Source organism: Lentibacillus salinarum (assembly GCF_042679865.1).
GTDB classification, from domain to species: domain Bacteria; phylum Bacillota; class Bacilli; order Bacillales; family Amphibacillaceae; genus Lentibacillus; species Lentibacillus salinarum.
Genome location: NZ_JBHTNH010000024.1, coordinates 98119 through 116251, shown reverse-complemented (window position 1 = coordinate 116251; position 18133 = coordinate 98119). Strand labels below are relative to the sequence as shown.

The 18133-nt window shown below is 44.9% G+C and carries 15 protein-coding genes and 1 other annotated feature; of the genes, 8 read left to right on the top strand and 7 right to left on the bottom strand.

Features of this window, described 5'->3' with window-relative positions; genetic code table 11:
* Window positions 1–131: 131 nt before the first annotated feature.
* The 3 genes from ccpA to motS all read left to right on the top strand — a co-directional run bounded on the left by ccpA (window position 132) and on the right by motS (window position 2847).
* Window positions 132–1127, top strand: a complete 996-nt coding sequence (gene ccpA / locus ACFQ4A_RS11410) for a catabolite control protein A (protein WP_382400675.1) — start codon at window positions 132–134, stop codon at window positions 1125–1127.
* Between the two features lie 117 nt (window positions 1128–1244).
* On the top strand, window positions 1245–2063 hold the full coding sequence (gene motP, locus ACFQ4A_RS11405) for a flagellar motor protein MotP (protein WP_382400673.1): 819 nt from the start codon (window positions 1245–1247) through the stop codon (window positions 2061–2063).
* Entirely contained in the window at window positions 2053–2847 is a 795-nt protein-coding gene (gene motS, locus ACFQ4A_RS11400) for a flagellar motor protein MotS (protein WP_382400671.1), read from the top strand. The genes motP and motS overlap by 11 nt, the downstream gene beginning before the upstream one ends.
* A gap of 80 nt (window positions 2848–2927) precedes the next feature.
* Here the strand turns inward: motS and ACFQ4A_RS11395 are convergent, their stop codons facing one another.
* From ACFQ4A_RS11395 to ACFQ4A_RS11380, 4 genes are all read right to left on the bottom strand, one after another.
* A complete protein-coding gene (locus ACFQ4A_RS11395; RefSeq protein WP_382400669.1) occupies window positions 2928–4094 on the bottom strand; it encodes an acetoin utilization protein AcuC in 1167 nt (388 codons plus the stop codon).
* The gene (locus ACFQ4A_RS11390; protein ID WP_382400667.1) at window positions 4091–4738 is read right to left on the bottom strand and encodes an acetoin utilization AcuB family protein; all 648 of its coding nucleotides are present in this window, start codon (window positions 4736–4738) and stop codon (window positions 4091–4093) included. The genes ACFQ4A_RS11395 and ACFQ4A_RS11390 overlap by 4 nt, the downstream gene beginning before the upstream one ends.
* Window positions 4739–5392: a GNAT family N-acetyltransferase gene (locus ACFQ4A_RS11385; RefSeq protein ID WP_382400665.1), complete on the bottom strand. Its 654-nt coding sequence runs from the start codon at window positions 5390–5392 to the stop codon at window positions 4739–4741.
* A gap of 148 nt (window positions 5393–5540) precedes the next feature.
* Window positions 5541–8570: a transglycosylase domain-containing protein gene (locus ACFQ4A_RS11380; protein ID WP_382400663.1), complete on the bottom strand. Its 3030-nt coding sequence runs from the start codon at window positions 8568–8570 to the stop codon at window positions 5541–5543.
* Between the two features lie 122 nt (window positions 8571–8692).
* Window positions 8693–8917 (top strand) — a binding site (T-box leader).
* 66 nt (window positions 8918–8983) lie between these two features.
* Here ACFQ4A_RS11380 and tyrS point away from each other — a divergent pair.
* Entirely contained in the window at window positions 8984–10255 is a 1272-nt protein-coding gene (tyrS, locus tag ACFQ4A_RS11375) for a tyrosine--tRNA ligase (RefSeq protein ID WP_382400661.1), read from the top strand.
* 200 nt (window positions 10256–10455) lie between these two features.
* Here the strand turns inward: tyrS and ACFQ4A_RS11370 are convergent, their stop codons facing one another.
* From ACFQ4A_RS11370 to ACFQ4A_RS11360, 3 genes are all read right to left on the bottom strand, one after another.
* Window positions 10456–11895, bottom strand: coding sequence for a carbon starvation CstA family protein (locus ACFQ4A_RS11370; protein ID WP_382400659.1), 1440 nt, complete (start codon window positions 11893–11895; stop codon window positions 10456–10458).
* 508 nt (window positions 11896–12403) lie between these two features.
* Entirely contained in the window at window positions 12404–13006 is a 603-nt protein-coding gene (gene rpsD / locus ACFQ4A_RS11365; RefSeq protein ID WP_382400657.1) for a 30S ribosomal protein S4, read from the bottom strand.
* A gap of 403 nt (window positions 13007–13409) precedes the next feature.
* The gene (locus ACFQ4A_RS11360; protein ID WP_382400654.1) at window positions 13410–13895 is read right to left on the bottom strand and encodes a GAF domain-containing protein; all 486 of its coding nucleotides are present in this window, start codon (window positions 13893–13895) and stop codon (window positions 13410–13412) included.
* Window positions 13896–14016: 121 nt separating this feature from the next.
* On the opposite strand from ACFQ4A_RS11360, the gene refZ reads away from it, so the two are divergent.
* The 4 genes from refZ (at window position 14017) to ACFQ4A_RS11340 (ending at window position 18133) form a co-directional block, all read left to right on the top strand.
* Window positions 14017–14640: a forespore capture DNA-binding protein RefZ gene (gene refZ, locus ACFQ4A_RS11355; RefSeq protein ID WP_382400652.1), complete on the top strand. Its 624-nt coding sequence runs from the start codon at window positions 14017–14019 to the stop codon at window positions 14638–14640.
* Between the two features lie 204 nt (window positions 14641–14844).
* Complete coding sequence (ezrA, locus tag ACFQ4A_RS11350) at window positions 14845–16539, top strand: septation ring formation regulator EzrA (protein ID WP_382400650.1); 1695 nt, start codon at window positions 14845–14847, stop codon at window positions 16537–16539.
* A 13-nt stretch (window positions 16540–16552) separates the two neighbouring features.
* Complete coding sequence (locus tag ACFQ4A_RS11345) at window positions 16553–16831, top strand: hypothetical protein (protein ID WP_382400648.1); 279 nt, start codon at window positions 16553–16555, stop codon at window positions 16829–16831.
* A gap of 162 nt (window positions 16832–16993) precedes the next feature.
* Complete coding sequence (locus ACFQ4A_RS11340) at window positions 16994–18133, top strand: cysteine desulfurase family protein (RefSeq protein ID WP_382400646.1); 1140 nt, start codon at window positions 16994–16996, stop codon at window positions 18131–18133.

Genomic DNA, 18133 nt, shown 5'->3' with positions numbered 1-18133 from the left:
CACATTATCGCTTCTCTCAAAAAGGCTGATCTTTATGGGATCAGCCTTTAAATTTTTGTGTTTTTAAGCGTGTTAGCGTATCATAATGACAAAGAAAACGTTTTGGTAACATAAGAGGAGGTAGATTCTGCATGACTGTAACAATATATGATGTAGCAAGAGAAGCAAATGTATCCATGGCAACTGTTTCCCGTGTCGTGAACGGGAATCCGAATGTGAAACCTGTCACACGTAAAAAAGTACTGGCAACGATTCAGGAACTGGGATACCGTCCCAATGCCGTTGCCCGTGGACTGGCAAGTAAGAAAACGACAACAGTGGGCGCCATCATCCCGGATATTTCGAGCATCTTCTTTGCCGAATTGGCTCGGGGGATTGAAGATATTGCCACCATGTACAAGTATAATATCATTTTGAGCAATTCCGATCAGAATAAAGATAAAGAACTGCAGTTAATCAATGCCATGCTGGAAAAACAGGTCGATGGTATCCTGTTTATGGGCGGTGACATTACACGTGAGCATGTTGATCAATTTCAGTCCTCATCAGTCCCGGTTGTGTTGGCAGCGACTTACGATGAAACAAACGCGATCCCATCGGTGAATATCGACTATGAAGCGGCTGCATTTGAAGCAACGTCTTATTTTCTGGATAAGGGAAATGAAAAAGTCGCGTTTATCTCAGGTGTTGATGATACGCTGATTAATCAGCAGAAATACGAGGGTTATATGCGCGCCTTTAAAGAAAAAGGCATCAGCTGGAATGATGACTACACACTGAAAGGTGATTACTCATATGACTCCGGGCTGGAAGCAGTGGATCAGTTGCTGGCCATGGAAGAGACGCCGACTGCCGTATTTGTAGCGTCAGATGAAATGGCGCTTGGTGTCATCCATCGCTTGCAGGATAATGGTTATCAGGTGCCGGATGATTTTGAGGTGTTTGGCTTTGATAATACAAGACTGGCCACAATGGTACGTCCGACGCTGTCAACCATCGTGCAACCGATGTATGATATCGGAGCCGTTGCGATGCGTTTATTGACGAAATATATGAACAAAGAAGAAGTGGAAGAGAAAAAAGTTGTCCTGCCCCATCGAATTGTTGAGCGGGCTTCAACAAAATAGCCTATAAGCCGATATAAAAGGTGACTTATTTTTTCAGCAAGCTTTACATTGGCTGTGGGTTCAAAAAGACGGTTACTCGGACCTTTTTGAACAACCTATCTTTGGGGGAGCGGGATTATGAGAAAACGAGACATCTTAACACCAATCGGCATCACACTGGGATTTATCATGATCATGCTGGCTATTCTTTCCAAAGGGGGCACGCAGGAGGTCAGGTCATTCCTGGATATTGCCTCAATATTTGTCGTGCTCGGTGGTTTGGTGGCATCGCTACTGATCAATTTTAAAATGGAGCAAATAAAGCTTACCGGAACAGTAATTAAAGAGGTTTTTCATAAAAAGGATCACGGTCTTAAGGAACTGATTGACATGTTTATCCGACTGGCGGAGCGTGCACGCAGAGAAGGGATTCTGGCTTTGGAAAATGAGATGGAAGAAGCTGACGATCCGTTCGTAAAAAAAGGCGTGCTGTTGGCGGTTGATGGTATTGAGCCTGACGTCATCACGGATATTATGAATGCTGAAATCACGGCAATGGAAGAACGCCATTATAAAGGACGGGTTATTCTAGAGAAAGCCGGCGAATACGCCCCTGCCTGGGGGATGATCGGAACCCTGGTCGGACTTGTTCTGATGCTGAACAGTCTGACCGATCCGGCAACATTAGGTCCCAACATGGCAGTTGCCCTGCTAACGACGTTATACGGTACCGTTATGGCCAATCTAGTATTCATCCCGATGGCTAATAAACTGGCGGCGAAGACAGAAGACGAAATGTTTATTAAACAGATTGTCATTGAAGGTGTTATTGGTGTCCAGTCTGGTCAGAACCCGCGTATTCTGGAAGAAAAATTGAGTGCATTTTTGCCGCATGATGGAAAGGAAAATGAGGAAGAAGAGGCTGCTTTTGCCGGGGAGAGCATCAATGAAACGTAGGCGGCTCAGACAGAATGACAGCTCAGGTGCACCGAAATGGATGGTGACGTACTCGGATTTGGTCACATTGATTCTTGTTTTTTTTATATTGCTATTTTCCATGTCGCAAATTGATATGGTTAAGTTTGACGCCATTTCGGAGTCATTCAGAAACCGGATGATTTTTGACTTTTACCCATCACCTGTGCCAATGGAGAACCCAACTGAACATACGCGGGATGAAGAAAGCGGCCAAGATACCAATGAGTTTGAAGATCCAACACAGCTTGAAAATATTAATGACAGGGATGATCAGTCGGGTGATGAACAGGACACGCTTGATGATTTGATGGAACAAGTTGAGGAATATTTGCAGCAGCACAATTTAAATGATGTCATATCTGCCAGCCGGACTGATCGCGGGGTCGTGCTTGTACTGCAGGAAAGTCTATTGTTTGAAACAGGTGAAGCAGACATTCTCGATTCAGGTAAGCCGTTTCTGGACAAAATCGGCACATTGTTCACGAATCTACCGAACCATGTTAGTGTTGAAGGCCACACAGATGATCGGCCGATATCCAGTTATCAATATCCATCCAACTGGGAGTTGTCCAGTGCAAGGGCGAGCAGTGTCATCCGTTATTTAATCAATGACAATGACTTTGATGAATCACGCTTTTCGTCAGTCGGTTATGGTGATACAAGACCGGCTGTGCCGAATACATCTGAAGCAAACTGGCGTCAGAATCGACGGGTTGAAATCGTTATAATGGAAATGAATCAACAACATGAAGAACAGGCATGATGAAGAGGGGGGATGCAGTTGCCATCCCCCCTCTTCATCATGCTGTAAAAATAATCTCCTATGAATGATGATCGTCTTTCCTAAGTGTGTCCTTGTTTGGGCTGTGCATATTTAAGCGCGCTTTGTAGGATTTTATCGTTTTTTTCCGTGATATCAGGTTTTCTAGGAATCGTTGGTACGATGCGCTTATCATCATGCCAAGTGTCAGGCAGTGTGATCGGTGCTTCCGGCTGCCAGGCCGATTGCCATTCCGAGGGAAGTGAACCCCGCTGGATGTCACCGGTTTTCATCACATTCCAAATTTGGGCCCAGGCACGAGGGACGACTCGCCACATATCATAGCCACCACCGCCAAGGGCAATCCACCGGCCATCGCAATAGTCGTGGGCCAGTTCATGTGCGAGCAGCGGGATTCGTTCATACGTTTCCATTGAGGCACATAAATGGGTCAGCGGATCATGCATATGAGCATCTGCCCCATTTTGGGTTACAATAACATCCGGACGAAAAAATGCGGCTATCTCCCTGAAGGCGGTGTCATAAACGTGTAAAAAAGACTCATCTTCCGTGAAGGCATCGATTGGCAAATTAAATGCATAGCCATGACCTTCCTTGATACCTCGTTCATTGATATGGCCGGTTCCCGGGAACAGGTAGCGGCCAGTTTCATGGATGGACAGGGTGCACACGTTGGGGTCATCATAAAACGCCCATTGGACGCCGTCACCATGATGTGCATCGGTGTCCACATACAACACTTTTAAATCATATTTATCCCGAATATATTTGATCGCAATGGCCCCGTCATTATAAATACAGAATCCGCTTGCTTTCCGTCTGAAACCGTGGTGCAGCCCCCCACCAAGGTTCAGGGCATGTGCTGTTTTTTCTTGCAAGACAGCATCAACGGCCGTGAGGGTGCCCCCGACAAGATAACTTGATGCTTCATGCATATTGGTAAATACCGGTGTATCTTCTGTGCCAAGGCCGTATTCCATTCTCTCGTCTACGGTTAAATGACCGTTGCCTGCCTTTTTAACGGCATTTATATAAGCCTTATGATGGACGAGGGCCAGTTCCTCTTCCGTAACCATCCGTGGCGCTATTAAATCCATATCTGTTAGCTGATTGCTTTTTTCTAATAAATCCTTTGCTAATATAACGCGCTTCTGGTTAAATGGATGATCCGGATGAAAATGATAGTCTAGAAACTTATTCGAATATACAAACGCTGCATCGCACGTCATATTTTTGGCTCCGTCAGGTTATTTGGCCACATCAACTCATACCCGGCGTCACGCAAATCCTGTATGACAGGGAGGGGATTCATCGTTTGAATGCGGAAAACAAGAATCTTGTAATTCGGATCATTATATGGATATATCAGCACAGACGTTATGTTCGTTTGGCGTTTTCCAAAGACGGCAGCCACTTCAGGCAAAATGCCAGGTTTGTGGGGGACTTTAATTTCGATCCGGGAACTCTGGACATTGGTCCCGGTTAATTGAATTAAGGTGTTCAGCATGTCTTTTTCCGTAACGATGCCAATTAATGTGTCTTCACTGATGACAGGCAAGCAGGCGAATTCCTCATCATAAAACACATGGGCTATTTCTTCAACAAAATCGATTGGATGCACGGTTACAACTGGATAGCTCATGATTGATCGAATCTCATTTGTAAAGGCCTGGTGCTTTGTCTGCTCATCAAAAATAGATGGTGAAGCGTCGCGTACATCACGGTCTGATACAATGCCAATGACATGATTTTCATTGTCAACGATGGGTATATGTCTAATATGATTTTCTTGGAGAAGTTTTAGAGCTTCTGCAATCGTTGCTGTTGGTGGCAATGTGATGACGTCGGTTTTCATGATTTCCTCCACAAGCATTTATAACCCCTCCCTCATATGACGGTATTGTTCCCGTTGTAAAAAGCGCAGTCGATCAAATTGCTTCACAGATTCTTCTGGTACGTTCCTGCCGATTCGGACCATCAGACAGTTAGCCGGGTGTGAGATAATTTCGGGATCGTCAGTGGGGGCTGGGAGCAGACCACCTGCTGCCATCATTTTCTCCATCACTTTCCGGTAATCCCATACACTTAGACGTGTTCCATCCAAGTCCCAATGCCAATAGTATTCTGTTGAAATAATGATATAATTTTCCATGTAATCATCTCGCATCGAGATTTTCAGCAATTCTGAGGCCACTTTAGCACCTCGGTAAGCGGGAATGACTTCGACAGCCCCCAGTTCCATTAGGTCTTCCATATTAAATTTTGACCAGCGTTCCATTGGATCTGGATGCAGGTACGTGACATAGCCAATGATCGTGTCTTCTGTTCTGGCAATAACGAGACGGCCTTCCGGAAAATCCGCAATGCTTAAAATGGCCTCGAATTGTTTTGATGCTGGTCGGAAAGCCGTCAGCTGCTCATGAAAATGATACTGTTTTAGCTCCTGGGGTGAAAGCGGTCCTTCAATAACAATGGAACCATTCGGTGTATCACGCGTTTTTGCATGGCAGGTTTTCGTATGTTTCATTGTGTCACCACCTTTTATGTGTCGGTATAGGCAAGGTTCGAACGCTTTCTTTACGTTAATTATACATGATATTCATTCACTTTTCAGCGGGAGTTGTGAAAGCCGGTTAAAAAAATAAGGGGCCCCAAAAGAGGGAGTCCCCATATTTTTACGCATCGTCGCTGTCCTCACGATTCTCATCATCTCCGCCATCTTCTTCATCACCTTGATCGTCGTCGCCTTCATTATCGTCGTTGTCGTTATCACTGCTGTCACTGTTTTCATCACTGTCGTCAGGGTCATTGCCGCTATCCGATTCATCTGAATCATGATCACTGTCATTATCAGCTTCGTCTGAATCTGAGTCGTCATCAGAATTACCGGAGCCTGCTTCATCAGAGGCTGATGACTCCAATCCGAAATAGTCGACGGCTTTCACGTGAAAGACACCGGCACTGTCCGAAACGGTAAAGCTTGTCCCTGTTGTGCTACCGACGAGGCTGAAGGAACCATCCGGGCTGTCGGCACGGTAAATACGATAACCGACAACATCGCTACTGTCTGAATGGTTCCAGGACAGGCTGCTTCCCGACAATGAAACAGAATCGGGGGCAGCCGGATCTTCCCCATCGTCTTCAATCGCAGCACCACTGATATCTGACTGCGGCAAACCGATTTTCTCCCATTTGTCGCGGTTGGTTTGCGGGAACAGAATGGAAAGGTCACCCAGTTTATCATAGCCATTCCGTTTCAAAAATTCCGGATTAAATGTGAGGCCATCACCTTCCACAAACTCTTCCGGTGTATTATCGCCTGCCTTGACCGCTTTACCATCGACCATCATAAACGACCCTCGGATTAGACTGTCATCTTCTTCAGTCGGTACGTGTTTAGCGTTAAACAGATCCGTTTGAACCAAACCCGCTTCTTCACACAAGTCTGATGGCAGCATTCCGGAAATAGCACAGTAGCTTCGCGATACAATACCATCTGGCCGTTCAAAGTTTTTTTCGGGAGCCACAAGTTCCGGGTTGATGTCAGCCGCTGCGTTGGTCAGTTCAGCCCATAATTTTTGGGTTCGCTGACTGTAACTCAGAGAGCATGATGGACACTGAATACTTTTTCCTTCCTCGTAACCAATCCAGACACCCATCGACACATTGGGGTTGACACCGACAAACCAGGCATCTTTGTACTCCTGAGAGGTACCGGTCTTGCCGGCCCAGTCCACATTTCCATGCTTGATTTGTGAATTCAAGTATGCTCCGGTTCCGTGGTCAATGACATCGCGCATAATATCTAATGTCAAGTACGCTGTCTCTGGTGAAAAGACGTCGACAGGATCGGGCTCATGTTCAAAGACGATAGTCCCATCCTGATCAGTGATTTTTTCAATCATATGGCCGTCGACGAATTGTCCATGATTACCGAGGGTGGCAAATGCATTCACGTTTTCTTCGACAGTGATCCCGTCGGTTGTTCCGCCAATACCTAGCGAGCGATTAGCATACTCATTTTCCCTGAGTGTCGTAATGCCCATGGGTTCGAGGAATTCACTGACCGGGTCCTGGTCATTGAACCGGTTATAAAGATCGACTGCCGGGACATTATACGAATTGTAAAGTGCCTTCCTAGCTGGGACGAGCCCGTGATAGCCGCCACCATAGTTGCCTGGTGACCAGCCACCGCCGTAAGTTCTTGGCACATCAGCAATCGGTGTGCCCGGCTGGACAATCCCTTTTTCAAAGGCCGGCGCATATACCAGAATTGGTTTCATCGTACTGCCGTTGGACCGTTTGGCTTGTGTGGCATAGTTAAACTGGCTATTCTCATTGTGATCACGCCCGCCGACAAAGCCGATAATTCGGCCCGTCGCATTTTCAATCAGAATACCGCCTGTTTGTATTGGGTGCGTCTCTTCAACCTGTTCACCCGTTTCGGGGTCTTCCACAAGCCCAGTCCAATCCGGTCCGTAATGGTCATAGTTTTGAGTGATGTCTATAAAGGTATCCTGGGTTTCTTTGTCAATCGTTGTATGGATTTGATAGCCGTTCTGGCGTAGTGCCCGTTCAGCCAATATACGGTATTCGTCTTTCAGATCATCATTGCTGTTCAAGTCTTCTGTGGAGTATCCGTCCTCTTCAGCCAGGTGTTCCATAATTATGTCGCTGGCACGTTCTTCAACTTCATATGTCAAGTACGGATATTTTTCAACAGGTGACTGTGATTCTTCAGTAAAATCAGCTGTTATGTCATAGTCTAACGCTTCATCGTATTGTTCTTTCGTGATGTAGTCCGATTCATACATCCGGTTTAAAACAGACTGCATCCGGTTCAGACCCGGTTGAAGACTCTCTTCATCCTTGAGGCCGCCATTATTTTTAAACGGCGTATAGGTAGAAGGACTCTGTGGCAGACCGGCGATATAGGCCGCCTGGGCAAGGTTCACCTCGGATGCATCAATACCGAAAATGCCCTCCGTTGCTGTTTGGACACCGGCAATATTTCCACCGGAGGCATCCCGGCCAAATGGGACAATGTTCAAGTAAGCTTCCAGTATTTCGTCTTTTTCAAAAAAACGTTCCAGCCGCATGGCGATTAAGATTTCTTTTGCTTTCCGATCAAACGAGACTTCATTTGTGAGCATCTGATTTTTAACAAGCTGCTGCGTCAGGGTACTCCCACCAGACTGCGCGGAAGAAGCGCTCACCTGTTGTACAAGCGCCCGTACGATTGCTTTTGGTACAATGCCTTCGTGCTCGTTGAAATACTCATCCTCTGTGGCAATGACCGCATCTTTCAACACATCCGACACGTTTTCCAGTGCGGCTTCTTCGCGGTAAATGTCAGACCGGATATCTCCAATGTATTTTTCATCAGCAAAATAGAGGGAAGATGTTTCTTCATAGTTGTAAATATCCTGCTGCATACTTTCATAATCGCGTACCGGTTCATCCTTGACGAGTGAAGCAAAGTAACCTGCGCCAACTCCACCAGCAAAGAAGGCACCAATAGTACCGATGATGAGGAAAAATAATACAATGTTCCAGATGACGTCATAACCGATACGTGTCGATTTTTGGATTTTTCCTTTTTCCCATATGGCTTTGGCTTTCTTTGTATAGCGGTGTGACGTGACACTTCCCCATAATGATTTCACTTTGTGTTTATATTTATGGAATAATTGCTTTAGATCCAATCCTACCCCTCCCCTGAATCACATCCATTATAGCACAGCAACTCTGGTGGTTGAATTAAAATTTGCCAGTCGTATATTGCATTTGTGTTACAAATATGGTATGAATAGAGAATAATCATATCGTAAATGCGTTGAAGGATCATAGTAGCTCTGCAAATCCCTTTGCCAGAGAGCCGGCGGATGGTGTAAGCCGGAAAACATTTGCAGGTGAATTACAATCCGGAGTATCTTCTTTTGCAGGATTATTTGAATAGGCAAAGGAAGACGGTTAATCAATCGTTAACAGTCCCAAGTGGCATCAATATGAGCAACAAGGGTGGTACCGCGTGTATAAACTCGTCCCTTATTTTTCAAGGGGCGGGTTTTTTAGTTTGCTGCTGGTGAGGCATAATTTTTGAAATGGAGTGAAGAACATGGATATTTTACAGGACCTGGAAAATCGCGGTTTGATTCAGCAGACAACCGACAGGGAAGCTTTGCAAAAACATTTGAACGACAATCAGGTAACATTATATTGCGGTTTTGATCCGACAGCTGACAGTCTGCATATCGGGCACTTGCTGCCAATTATTATGCTGAAACGGTTTCAGCGGGCCGGACACAAACCAATTGCCTTGATTGGCGGAGGCACGGGCATGATCGGGGACCCAAGCGGTCGGTCAACTGAACGGTCCCTGAATGAAGCGTCAGTCGTTCATGAATACAGTGAACAGGTCAAGCTGCAACTGGCCAAGCTGGTTGACTTTGACAATGGTACGAATGCAGCAGTTGCCAGGAACAATCATGACTGGTTGGGCCATATGACGGTGATTGACTTTTTGCGTGATGCGGGTAAGCATTTTGGCATTAACTATATGCTAGGTAAAGAATCGGTATCTACCCGGATTGAGCAAGGTATTTCATATACCGAATTTAGTTACATGATTTTGCAGTCACTCGACTTCATGAAACTCTATGAAGAGGAAAACTGTACTCTGCAGATTGGCGGCAGTGACCAGTGGGGCAATATTACAGCCGGTATGGAACTGATCCGCCGTTCCCGGGAAAACGAAGATGATGACATCAATGTTTTCGGGCTGACGGTTCCGTTAATTACGAAAGCAGACGGCAGTAAATTCGGCAAAACAGCGGGCGGCGCCATTTGGCTTGATCCGGAAAAAACAACCCCTTATGAGTTTTACCAATTCTGGATCAACACCGACGATCGTGATGTCATGAAATTCTTGCGTTACTTTACCTTCCTTGAAGAAGATGAGTTGGCTGAATTGCAAACGGCGCTCGACAAGCATCCGGAAACACGGCTTGCGCAAAAACGTCTGGCTGAAGAAATGACGGTTATGGTGCATAGTCAGGGAGCGCTGGAACAAGCACAGAAAATAACAACATCCTTGTTCAGCGGTGATTTGAAAGATTTGTCCGCCGGTGATATTGAACAAGGATTTAAAGATGTGCCGACATTTGAAGCTTCTAAAGATGACGTAGGGCTAATTGACTTACTTGTTAATGCGTCCATTTCATCATCCAAACGCCAGGCCAGAGAAGATATTCAAAACGGCGCGATCTATATTAACGGTGAACGCCAGCAGGATCTGCAATACGTTGTGAATGAAGCAGATCGCATTGACAATCAATTTACCGTCATCCGGCGTGGGAAGAAGAAATACTTCCTCGTGCACTTCAGTTAAACTAAGGATTTAAGGATATCTTCATAACGACCATCGACATGAGTTTGGATTTGGGGGCATGAAAATAATTTTTATTTTCATGCCCCTTTTTTTAAATTGGTTTCGATTGTAATAGTAGAAGAGGGTTTATCGAGATAGTGTTAGGAAAGCGGGAAGCCAAAACGAAAGGAGGGAAGTTATCCCCCCTTATCTTGATTCAATTAGGCAGTCTTCTGCAAATCTGCTTCAATTCTGTCCGATTTATTTTGTTTCGCTTTCCGGAAGAACCACATGGCAAAGGCAATCGTAAGGATAACCCCGCCTATATGTGACATCTGAAGTGACAGATTAAAACCGATCGGCGCATTCAATATATAAACAAATACCATGTCGGTAATGAATAATGCCGGGACGAGCGATATCCAATAGTTTTTCCCTTTAATAAGCATGTACATCGTGGCAATCCACAGGGCAAGTGCTGCTGTTGATTGGTTTGCCCAGGAGAAATACCGCCATAAAATATCAAAATCGATTTGCGTTAAAATGATTGAAACGATGAATAATGGGACCGCAATGACTAAACGATTGGTCACTTTTTTCTGGCTCAATTTAATATAATCCGCAATCACGGAACGAGCTGCACGAAAAGCCGTGTCACCCGATGTAATTGGAAGCACGATAACACCTAATACCGCAATGGTTCCGCCGACTGCGCCAAGAAGGGTTGTCGATGCCTCATTCACGACTGCAGAAGCTGTGCCGGCATTAATCAGGGCATTTAACGCTTCTCCGTGGAAAAGACTCATGGCTGCGGCTGCCCATATCATAGCGATAATACCTTCCGCAATCATCATCCCGTAAAAAACATAACGGCCTTGTTTTTCTTTTTGTACCGTACGGGAAATGAGCGGCGACTGTGTCGCATGGAATCCAGACAGTGCACCACACGTAATCGTTAAAAATAACATGGGAAATATGGGCAAATTTTCCGGGTGCATGTTTCCGAGTGTCAGCTCAGGTATCGCCGGACCGTGCCCTGATGAAAACATGGCAATGCCGACCCCAACTGTGCCGATTAAAAGCACAGCACCAAGGAATGGGTATATGCTGCCGATAATCTTATCAATCGGAAGCATCGTCGATAATAAGAAATAAAGAAATATGATACCTAAAATAATCCATAATGCTATATGACCATCCAATAAAATATGAAGCAGCGAACCGGATGTTGTGGCAAATACCGTTCCTACCAAGAGAAGCAGAAGTAATGCGAATGCATTGACCAAATGACGCGGAAATTTCCCCAAAAATTTACCGGCAAGCTCCGGTATGTGCGCGCCTTTGTTGCGAATGGATATCATACCAGTTAAATAGTCGTGAACAGCACCCGCAAAAATAGAACCAAGCACAATCCAAATAAATGCAACAGGGCCAAATAAGGCACCCATAATTGGTCCATATATCGGGCCTGTTCCAGCGATATTAAGCAATTGAACCATCGCATTCTTCTGTTTCTTCATCGGTACAAAGTCAACACCATCCTGGTTGGCAATTGCCGGGGTGCTGCGCGAATCATCTATACCAAAACTTTTTTCGACAAATTTGCCATAAGTGAAATAACCAACAACCAATAATGTGATACTGATAAAAAATGTTAACATATTGTGTTTCTCCTCCTGTGTCAATTCCGGGTGATGTAAACGGTTGCATAAAGATTATATAGCATTTACCGACAAAATTCAATTAAATTTCATAAAATAGTAGGGCTGTTCACCAAAATCTACGGTTGACAAATTAGATGTCATTTTGACATAAGCAGTCGCTTCGGAAAAACACTANGAAAAAGAAGGTCGCTTTTTCTGCGGGGTCTTCACACTGCGCATTCCCACAGGAGTCTCCGTGTTTTTCCTCCGCTAGCTAGTTTTATTACCATATTCACTCATTCATTTCAACCATAGATTTTGGTGTTGACCCAATAGTAGAATTTGCGACACTGGAATGGAGTTGACAGTCTTGTCAGACATGCTGGAGGCTCGGACGTTCATTGTGGAGAGCGTAGTCGGAAAGGAGGCAATCGATACACCCCCCCATTCGGAGCTTGCAACAAATTAAAAACCCCCAGACCCTTTATATGACAAGGGGTTGGGGGTTATCCTGTAAAGCACCTGATTAACGTGAGTAGTACTCAACGATAAGCGCTTCGTTGATTTCAGCCGGTAGTTCGGAACGTTCAGGGTAACGTGAATACGTTCCTTCCATCTTATCTTCATCAAATGTGACATATTCCGGTACGAAGTTGTTGACTTCGATGGCCTCTTTAATGATGTCAAGGTTTTGTGATCTTTCACGCAAACCGATGACCTGTCCCGGTTTCACACGATAGGACGGAATGTCAACGCGTCCGCCGTCGACCGTTACGTGACCATGGTTCACCAGCTGGCGTGCCTGGCGGCGTGTACGTGCCAGACCAAGGCGATAAACCATGTTGTCCAGGCGGGATTCAAGCAGGATCAAGAAGTTCTCACCATGGACGCCTCTCATTTTGCCCGCTTCATTAAACAAGTTAAGGAATTGACGTTCGTTCAATCCATACATGTAGCGGAGTTTTTGTTTTTCCTGCAGCTGCATACCATATTCAGACATTTTTTTACGCTGATTAGGTCCATGCTGTCCTGGAGGGTAAGGGCGTCTATCCAGTTCCTTACCGGTGCCGGTTAGTGAAATGCCGAGGCGGCGTGATTTTTTCCAGTCTGATCCGGTAAATCGTGCCATAGGACATTTCCTCCTTTATTAGTTTATTTGCATAAAATAAACGACCGTGTTCCTGATCATTGTCCATTTTGTTTTCATGTACCATCGCTCCAGCAGCAGAGAGTTACACGATACACCTCTTTATAAAAGAAAGGATTCTTTTGTTTTAGAGGAACAAAATGGGTTCAATGCCGGTTCACATAGGCTACCTTTTTATTTTACACAACGAATAGTATATAAGTTATGAACCTGTAAGTCAACCATTTCTTATGTTGAGATGGCAATTGGTTATTCATTTCGCTGAAGTGGTCACAAAATTACTTAATCTTATCCGTGTCAGGTATCCATTAAGCTGCCCAAGCAAGAAAGTCCGGTCCTGATCTATATAAAAAAAGCGGCTGATGCCATTACCAGCCGCGAGCGATCATAGATGTACCAGACGCTCGATTTCTTTTGCGAATTTTTCCAGGTAAATCTGGTCTGTTTCGTCAAAGCGATCGTTAATCGGACTGTCAATATCGAGTACGCCATAGATTGCACCATTGGTATACAGCGGCACGACGATTTCCGATTTGCTGGCACTGTCACAGGCAATGTGGCCAGGGAACGCCTGTACATCGTCAACCCGCTGTGTTGTTCCTTCTCGAATAGCCGTTCCGCAGACACCATTGCCATACGCAATCCGGATGCATGCCGGCAGACCCTGAAAAGGCCCGAGCACCAATTCATTGTCTTTCCATAAATAAAATCCGACCCAATTGACGTTATCGAGAAATTGATTTAATAAAGCCGATGCATTCGATAAAATAGCTGTCGTATCTGTCTCGTCTTCGGAGAGGGCTGTTAATTGTTTTAATAATTGTTCGTAATCTTTCACCTTATCTCCGGAATAAGCCGTTGCCTGAAACATTATCGATTCAATTCCTTTCATTTTTTATTTCGACAAAAACCTGTGATAATTGTCGAGCGACAAATGAAGGGATTTTCCTCATTTTGTCGTAAAAGAAACATAAGGGGGGCGTGAGTTCGAAATGAAAAAAAATCCAACGAAACAGAAAGTCATTGATGCTGCATCATTCCTGTTTTTTCAGAATGGGTTCCATGGAACATCCGTCAGGGATATCGCTGACAAAGCCACTGTCAATGTTTCCTTGATTAGTTATTATTTCAAAAGCAAGCAAGGCCTGCTTGAGTATGCGGTTACTCAATATTATGAAGCCTATCTGGAAACAATTGAAGCGTCAGAGCAGGAGCATGAGGGATTGCCACCATTGGACCGGCTGAAAAAAATGATTGAAGCTATTATACAGTACAAACAGGACAATCATCAATTGTCGTGTTTTATTCAACGGGAGCTGTCGCTGGATTCGGTATTTGTCCGTGAAATGGCGGTAACGTATCTGGCGAAGGAAAATTACGTGATCAGCAATGCTTTCTATGCCATTTTTCCGGGACGGATCAGGAAACATTTGGATAACCAGTTTTTGCTGATGCAGTTAAAAGGAATGCTGATTACACCTTACATGATACAGCATGAATGGAAAAATCAGATTGTTGATGAGTTTTCGCATCATCAATTTGTCAAAAAATATACGAAGACGATTGACAATTGGCTGGATTATGTGGTGGCACAAAGCAGTGAAATGACGAGATAAGCCGGTTGTGTGGCCATATAAAAATTGTCGTTCAAATACGCGAGAAAAAATCTGTCGAAACGGGAATTTATTTGAAATTTCTTAGCCAAAAATGCCAATAACGTGGTATTATTAGTAGTATAGCCATCGAATGATTGGAGTTACTGTCATACATATACATTCAGGAAGTACCTCTTATATGGGAATGGAGTTAGGAGGCATTTTATGGCATACATAATTGGCAGTGTGTTAGTGCTGATCACATTAATTATTAGCGGACTTATTATGCGTAAGAAGGTTTATGACGAAGTGGATATCCTTGAAGCCTGGAAAATGGATATTATGAACCGCAATATAACGGGGGAACTCTCACGTATTAAAGCGCTGAATCTGTCCGGGGAGACACAGGAAAAATTTGAATCGTGGAAAGAACGATGGGAAGCTATCGTGACCAATGAGCTGCCCGATATTGAGGAATACTTGTTTGATGCGGAAGAAGCGGCCGACCGCTATCGTTTTCCCAGTGCCAAAAAAACATTACGCAAGGCGAATCAGGCGCTGCAATCAATTGAACAAAAAATTGACGATATGCTGACTGAACTAGATCAACTGATGGCGTCAGAAGAAACAAGCCGTAAAGAAATCGAAAAGATTGAACCTGGCCTAGAAGCTATGCGCAAGAAGCTATCCCAAACCCGCGGCCAATTCGGCAAGGCTGGATTACGCTTTGAGGAGGAGCTTGACGGACTGGCGGATGAATTGACCCGATATCATGAACTGGCGAATGCCGGCGATTATTCTGATGCCCGTAAATTGGCCGATACACTTAAACAGGAAATGGATACTCTTTCAGAGGAAATCGATGCATTCCCTGCTATTTATCGAACGTGCAAACGTGAATTACCCGACAAGTTGAACGAATTATATAAAGGCCTGCGAGACATGAAAGATGATGGTTACCGGATTGAGCACCTCGGGTTTGAAAAGGAAGTACACGATTATCAGCGCCGGCTTGCCGAATGTATGGACGCCCTTGAAAAAGGGGAGACATCAGAGGCTAAAGCTGTCATCCCGGAGATGGAAGAACGGCTGGAAGAGATGTACCAGCTACTGGAAAAAGAAGCATTGGCCCGTAATTATGTGGAAACGAAAATATCATCTTACCAGGATTCATTCCATGCGTTGGTGGATAAATTTGATGTAACAAAAGAAGAAGTGAACAAGTTGAAGCAAGCCTACCACTTTGAGGACAGTGATATGGAAAAATATCTCGCATTGGATAAATCCATCACCCAGCTAAGTAAACAGCTGGAAACTATCATGTATGCGCTGGAACACGATCATACGGCAGCCCATTCTGATTTACGAGATGAACTTGAAGACGCTTTTTCAAAACTGGCTGCGTTACAGAAAGAACACGATGCATTTAAGAAACGGATTGAGAACCTGCGGAAAGATGAAATCGAAGCGAAAGAACAATTAAAGGAAATGAAACACCAGCTGGATCAAGTTAATCGAAGGCTAAACAAAAGCAATATCCCCGGTGTTCCGACTTTTATTTGGAATAAAATGGATGAAACAGCAAATAAAAATAATCAGGTTTTTGTGTCGTTGGAGAAACAGCCACTTAACATGTCGGAAGTTAAGCTTGCATTATCAGAAGCGAAAGAAGCTGTCCATGATATCATGGAACAGACGGAAACAATGCTTGACCAGGCTTATCTGACTGAACAGGTGATTCAGTATGCCAACCGGTACCGCAGTCAGAACCCGGGACTAGCCGCCAAGCTCGCGGAAGCGGAACGCCTATTCCGGTCATATGAATATGAGTTGTCACTTGAACATGCAGCCAAAGCCGTTGAGGAAGTTGAACCAGGCGCTCTGAAACAGATCGAGGAATTTCAAGAGGCAGCCAACTAGGATGTGGTCACGCGTGTTAATGCTGGTTCTTGGTTTAAGTGTTATTGGCGTCTGGTCGGCTGTCATCCTTTTAATTGTTTCCAATCAACCCCCACCGGTTACAGCACAGCCGCACGGCATCGTACAAACCAGTGTGACGGCAACCAAAGAAGTCGCCTTTGAAGGTGACAGTGGCATGGTATATGCCCATGACAATCAAAAAGTGTTGCAGGCAGCGGAACTTTCCGATATGGTGAATCAGTCAGGAAAAGTTTCGATTGACGTTCTGCTGGACGAATTGAATTTGGAGTGAGTGATCAAAGAGGAATACTGGCCTTTTTGATCACTGTTTATGGTGTGCGAAATTGATGATAAAGGCTACCTTGTTGGAAAGGATAAACATGAATCCTTTTAGAGATGGTCAGCCTTTCTTTTTGTTAGACCGTTTAGATATATGATTTGGGGAGTAATGACGATGATTTATTTGGATAACAGTGCAACGACAAAACCTGATCCGGCCGTATTGCAAAGTTTTCAACAGGCTTCGGAACGTTTTTTTGCTAATCCTTCAAGTATTCATCAGCTCGGCGGTGAAGCTGAGAAATTGTTGGTGCGGGCAAGGGAACAGGCAGCTGACCTGCTTAATGTCACCCATGATGAAATTATTTTCACCTCCGGGGGAACGGAAGGAAATAATCTTGCCATTAAAGGGGTGGCATTGGAACATCAGAAACGCGGTCGTCATATCATTACAACAGCCGTGGAGCATTCCTCGGTGGCGGAGGCGTTCAAAGGATTAGAGCGGCTGGGTTTTGCCGTGACCTATTTACCGGTTGACGACAATGGGGTTGTTTCTGTAAGCGACATAAATGATGCGATCAGGGATGATACGATATTGATCAGTGTTATGCATGTGAATAATGAACTTGGCTCGATTCAACCAGTTAAGGCGATCGGGGAGATAGCCAAACAGCATCCGAAGTTATTATTCCATGTTGATGATGTTCAGGGAATGGGAAAGGTTCCGTTACAGCTTGCCGGCAGCGGCGTTGATTTATGTACGTTCTCCGGCCATAAAATTCACGGGCTGAAAGGGACCGGCTTATTATATGTGAAAAACGGCACGTCTCTATTCCCACTGTTCCATGGTGGCAACCAGGAACAGGCTCTGCGTTCAGGGACGGAAAATCTTGCAGGTGCTGTTTCGCTGGTTAAAGCCGTAAGATTGGCCAAAGAAAGAGAAACAGCTGCCATCAGGCATATGAGGGAGCTGCAGCAGATATTACGGCAAAAGCTGTCCGAAATGGCTGGCGTTGAGGTGAACTCCCCTGAAGATGGAGCACCGCATATTATGAATGTGTCAGTCCCGGGTTTGAAGCCGGAAGTCATTATCCATGCGCTTGGTGAACGGGAGATTTATATATCAACCAAATCAGCCTGCTCATCCAAACAGACGGATGAAAGCGAGGTCCTTGCAGCGTGCGGCCATGATTCGGATCGCTCGGCTTCCGCACTCCGTATTAGCTTGGCCTATGATACGCGCCAAGATGAGATTCATGCTTTTCTTAAGGCGCTGGCAGAAGCCATTGATCAATTAAAAGCAGTAATGGAGTAG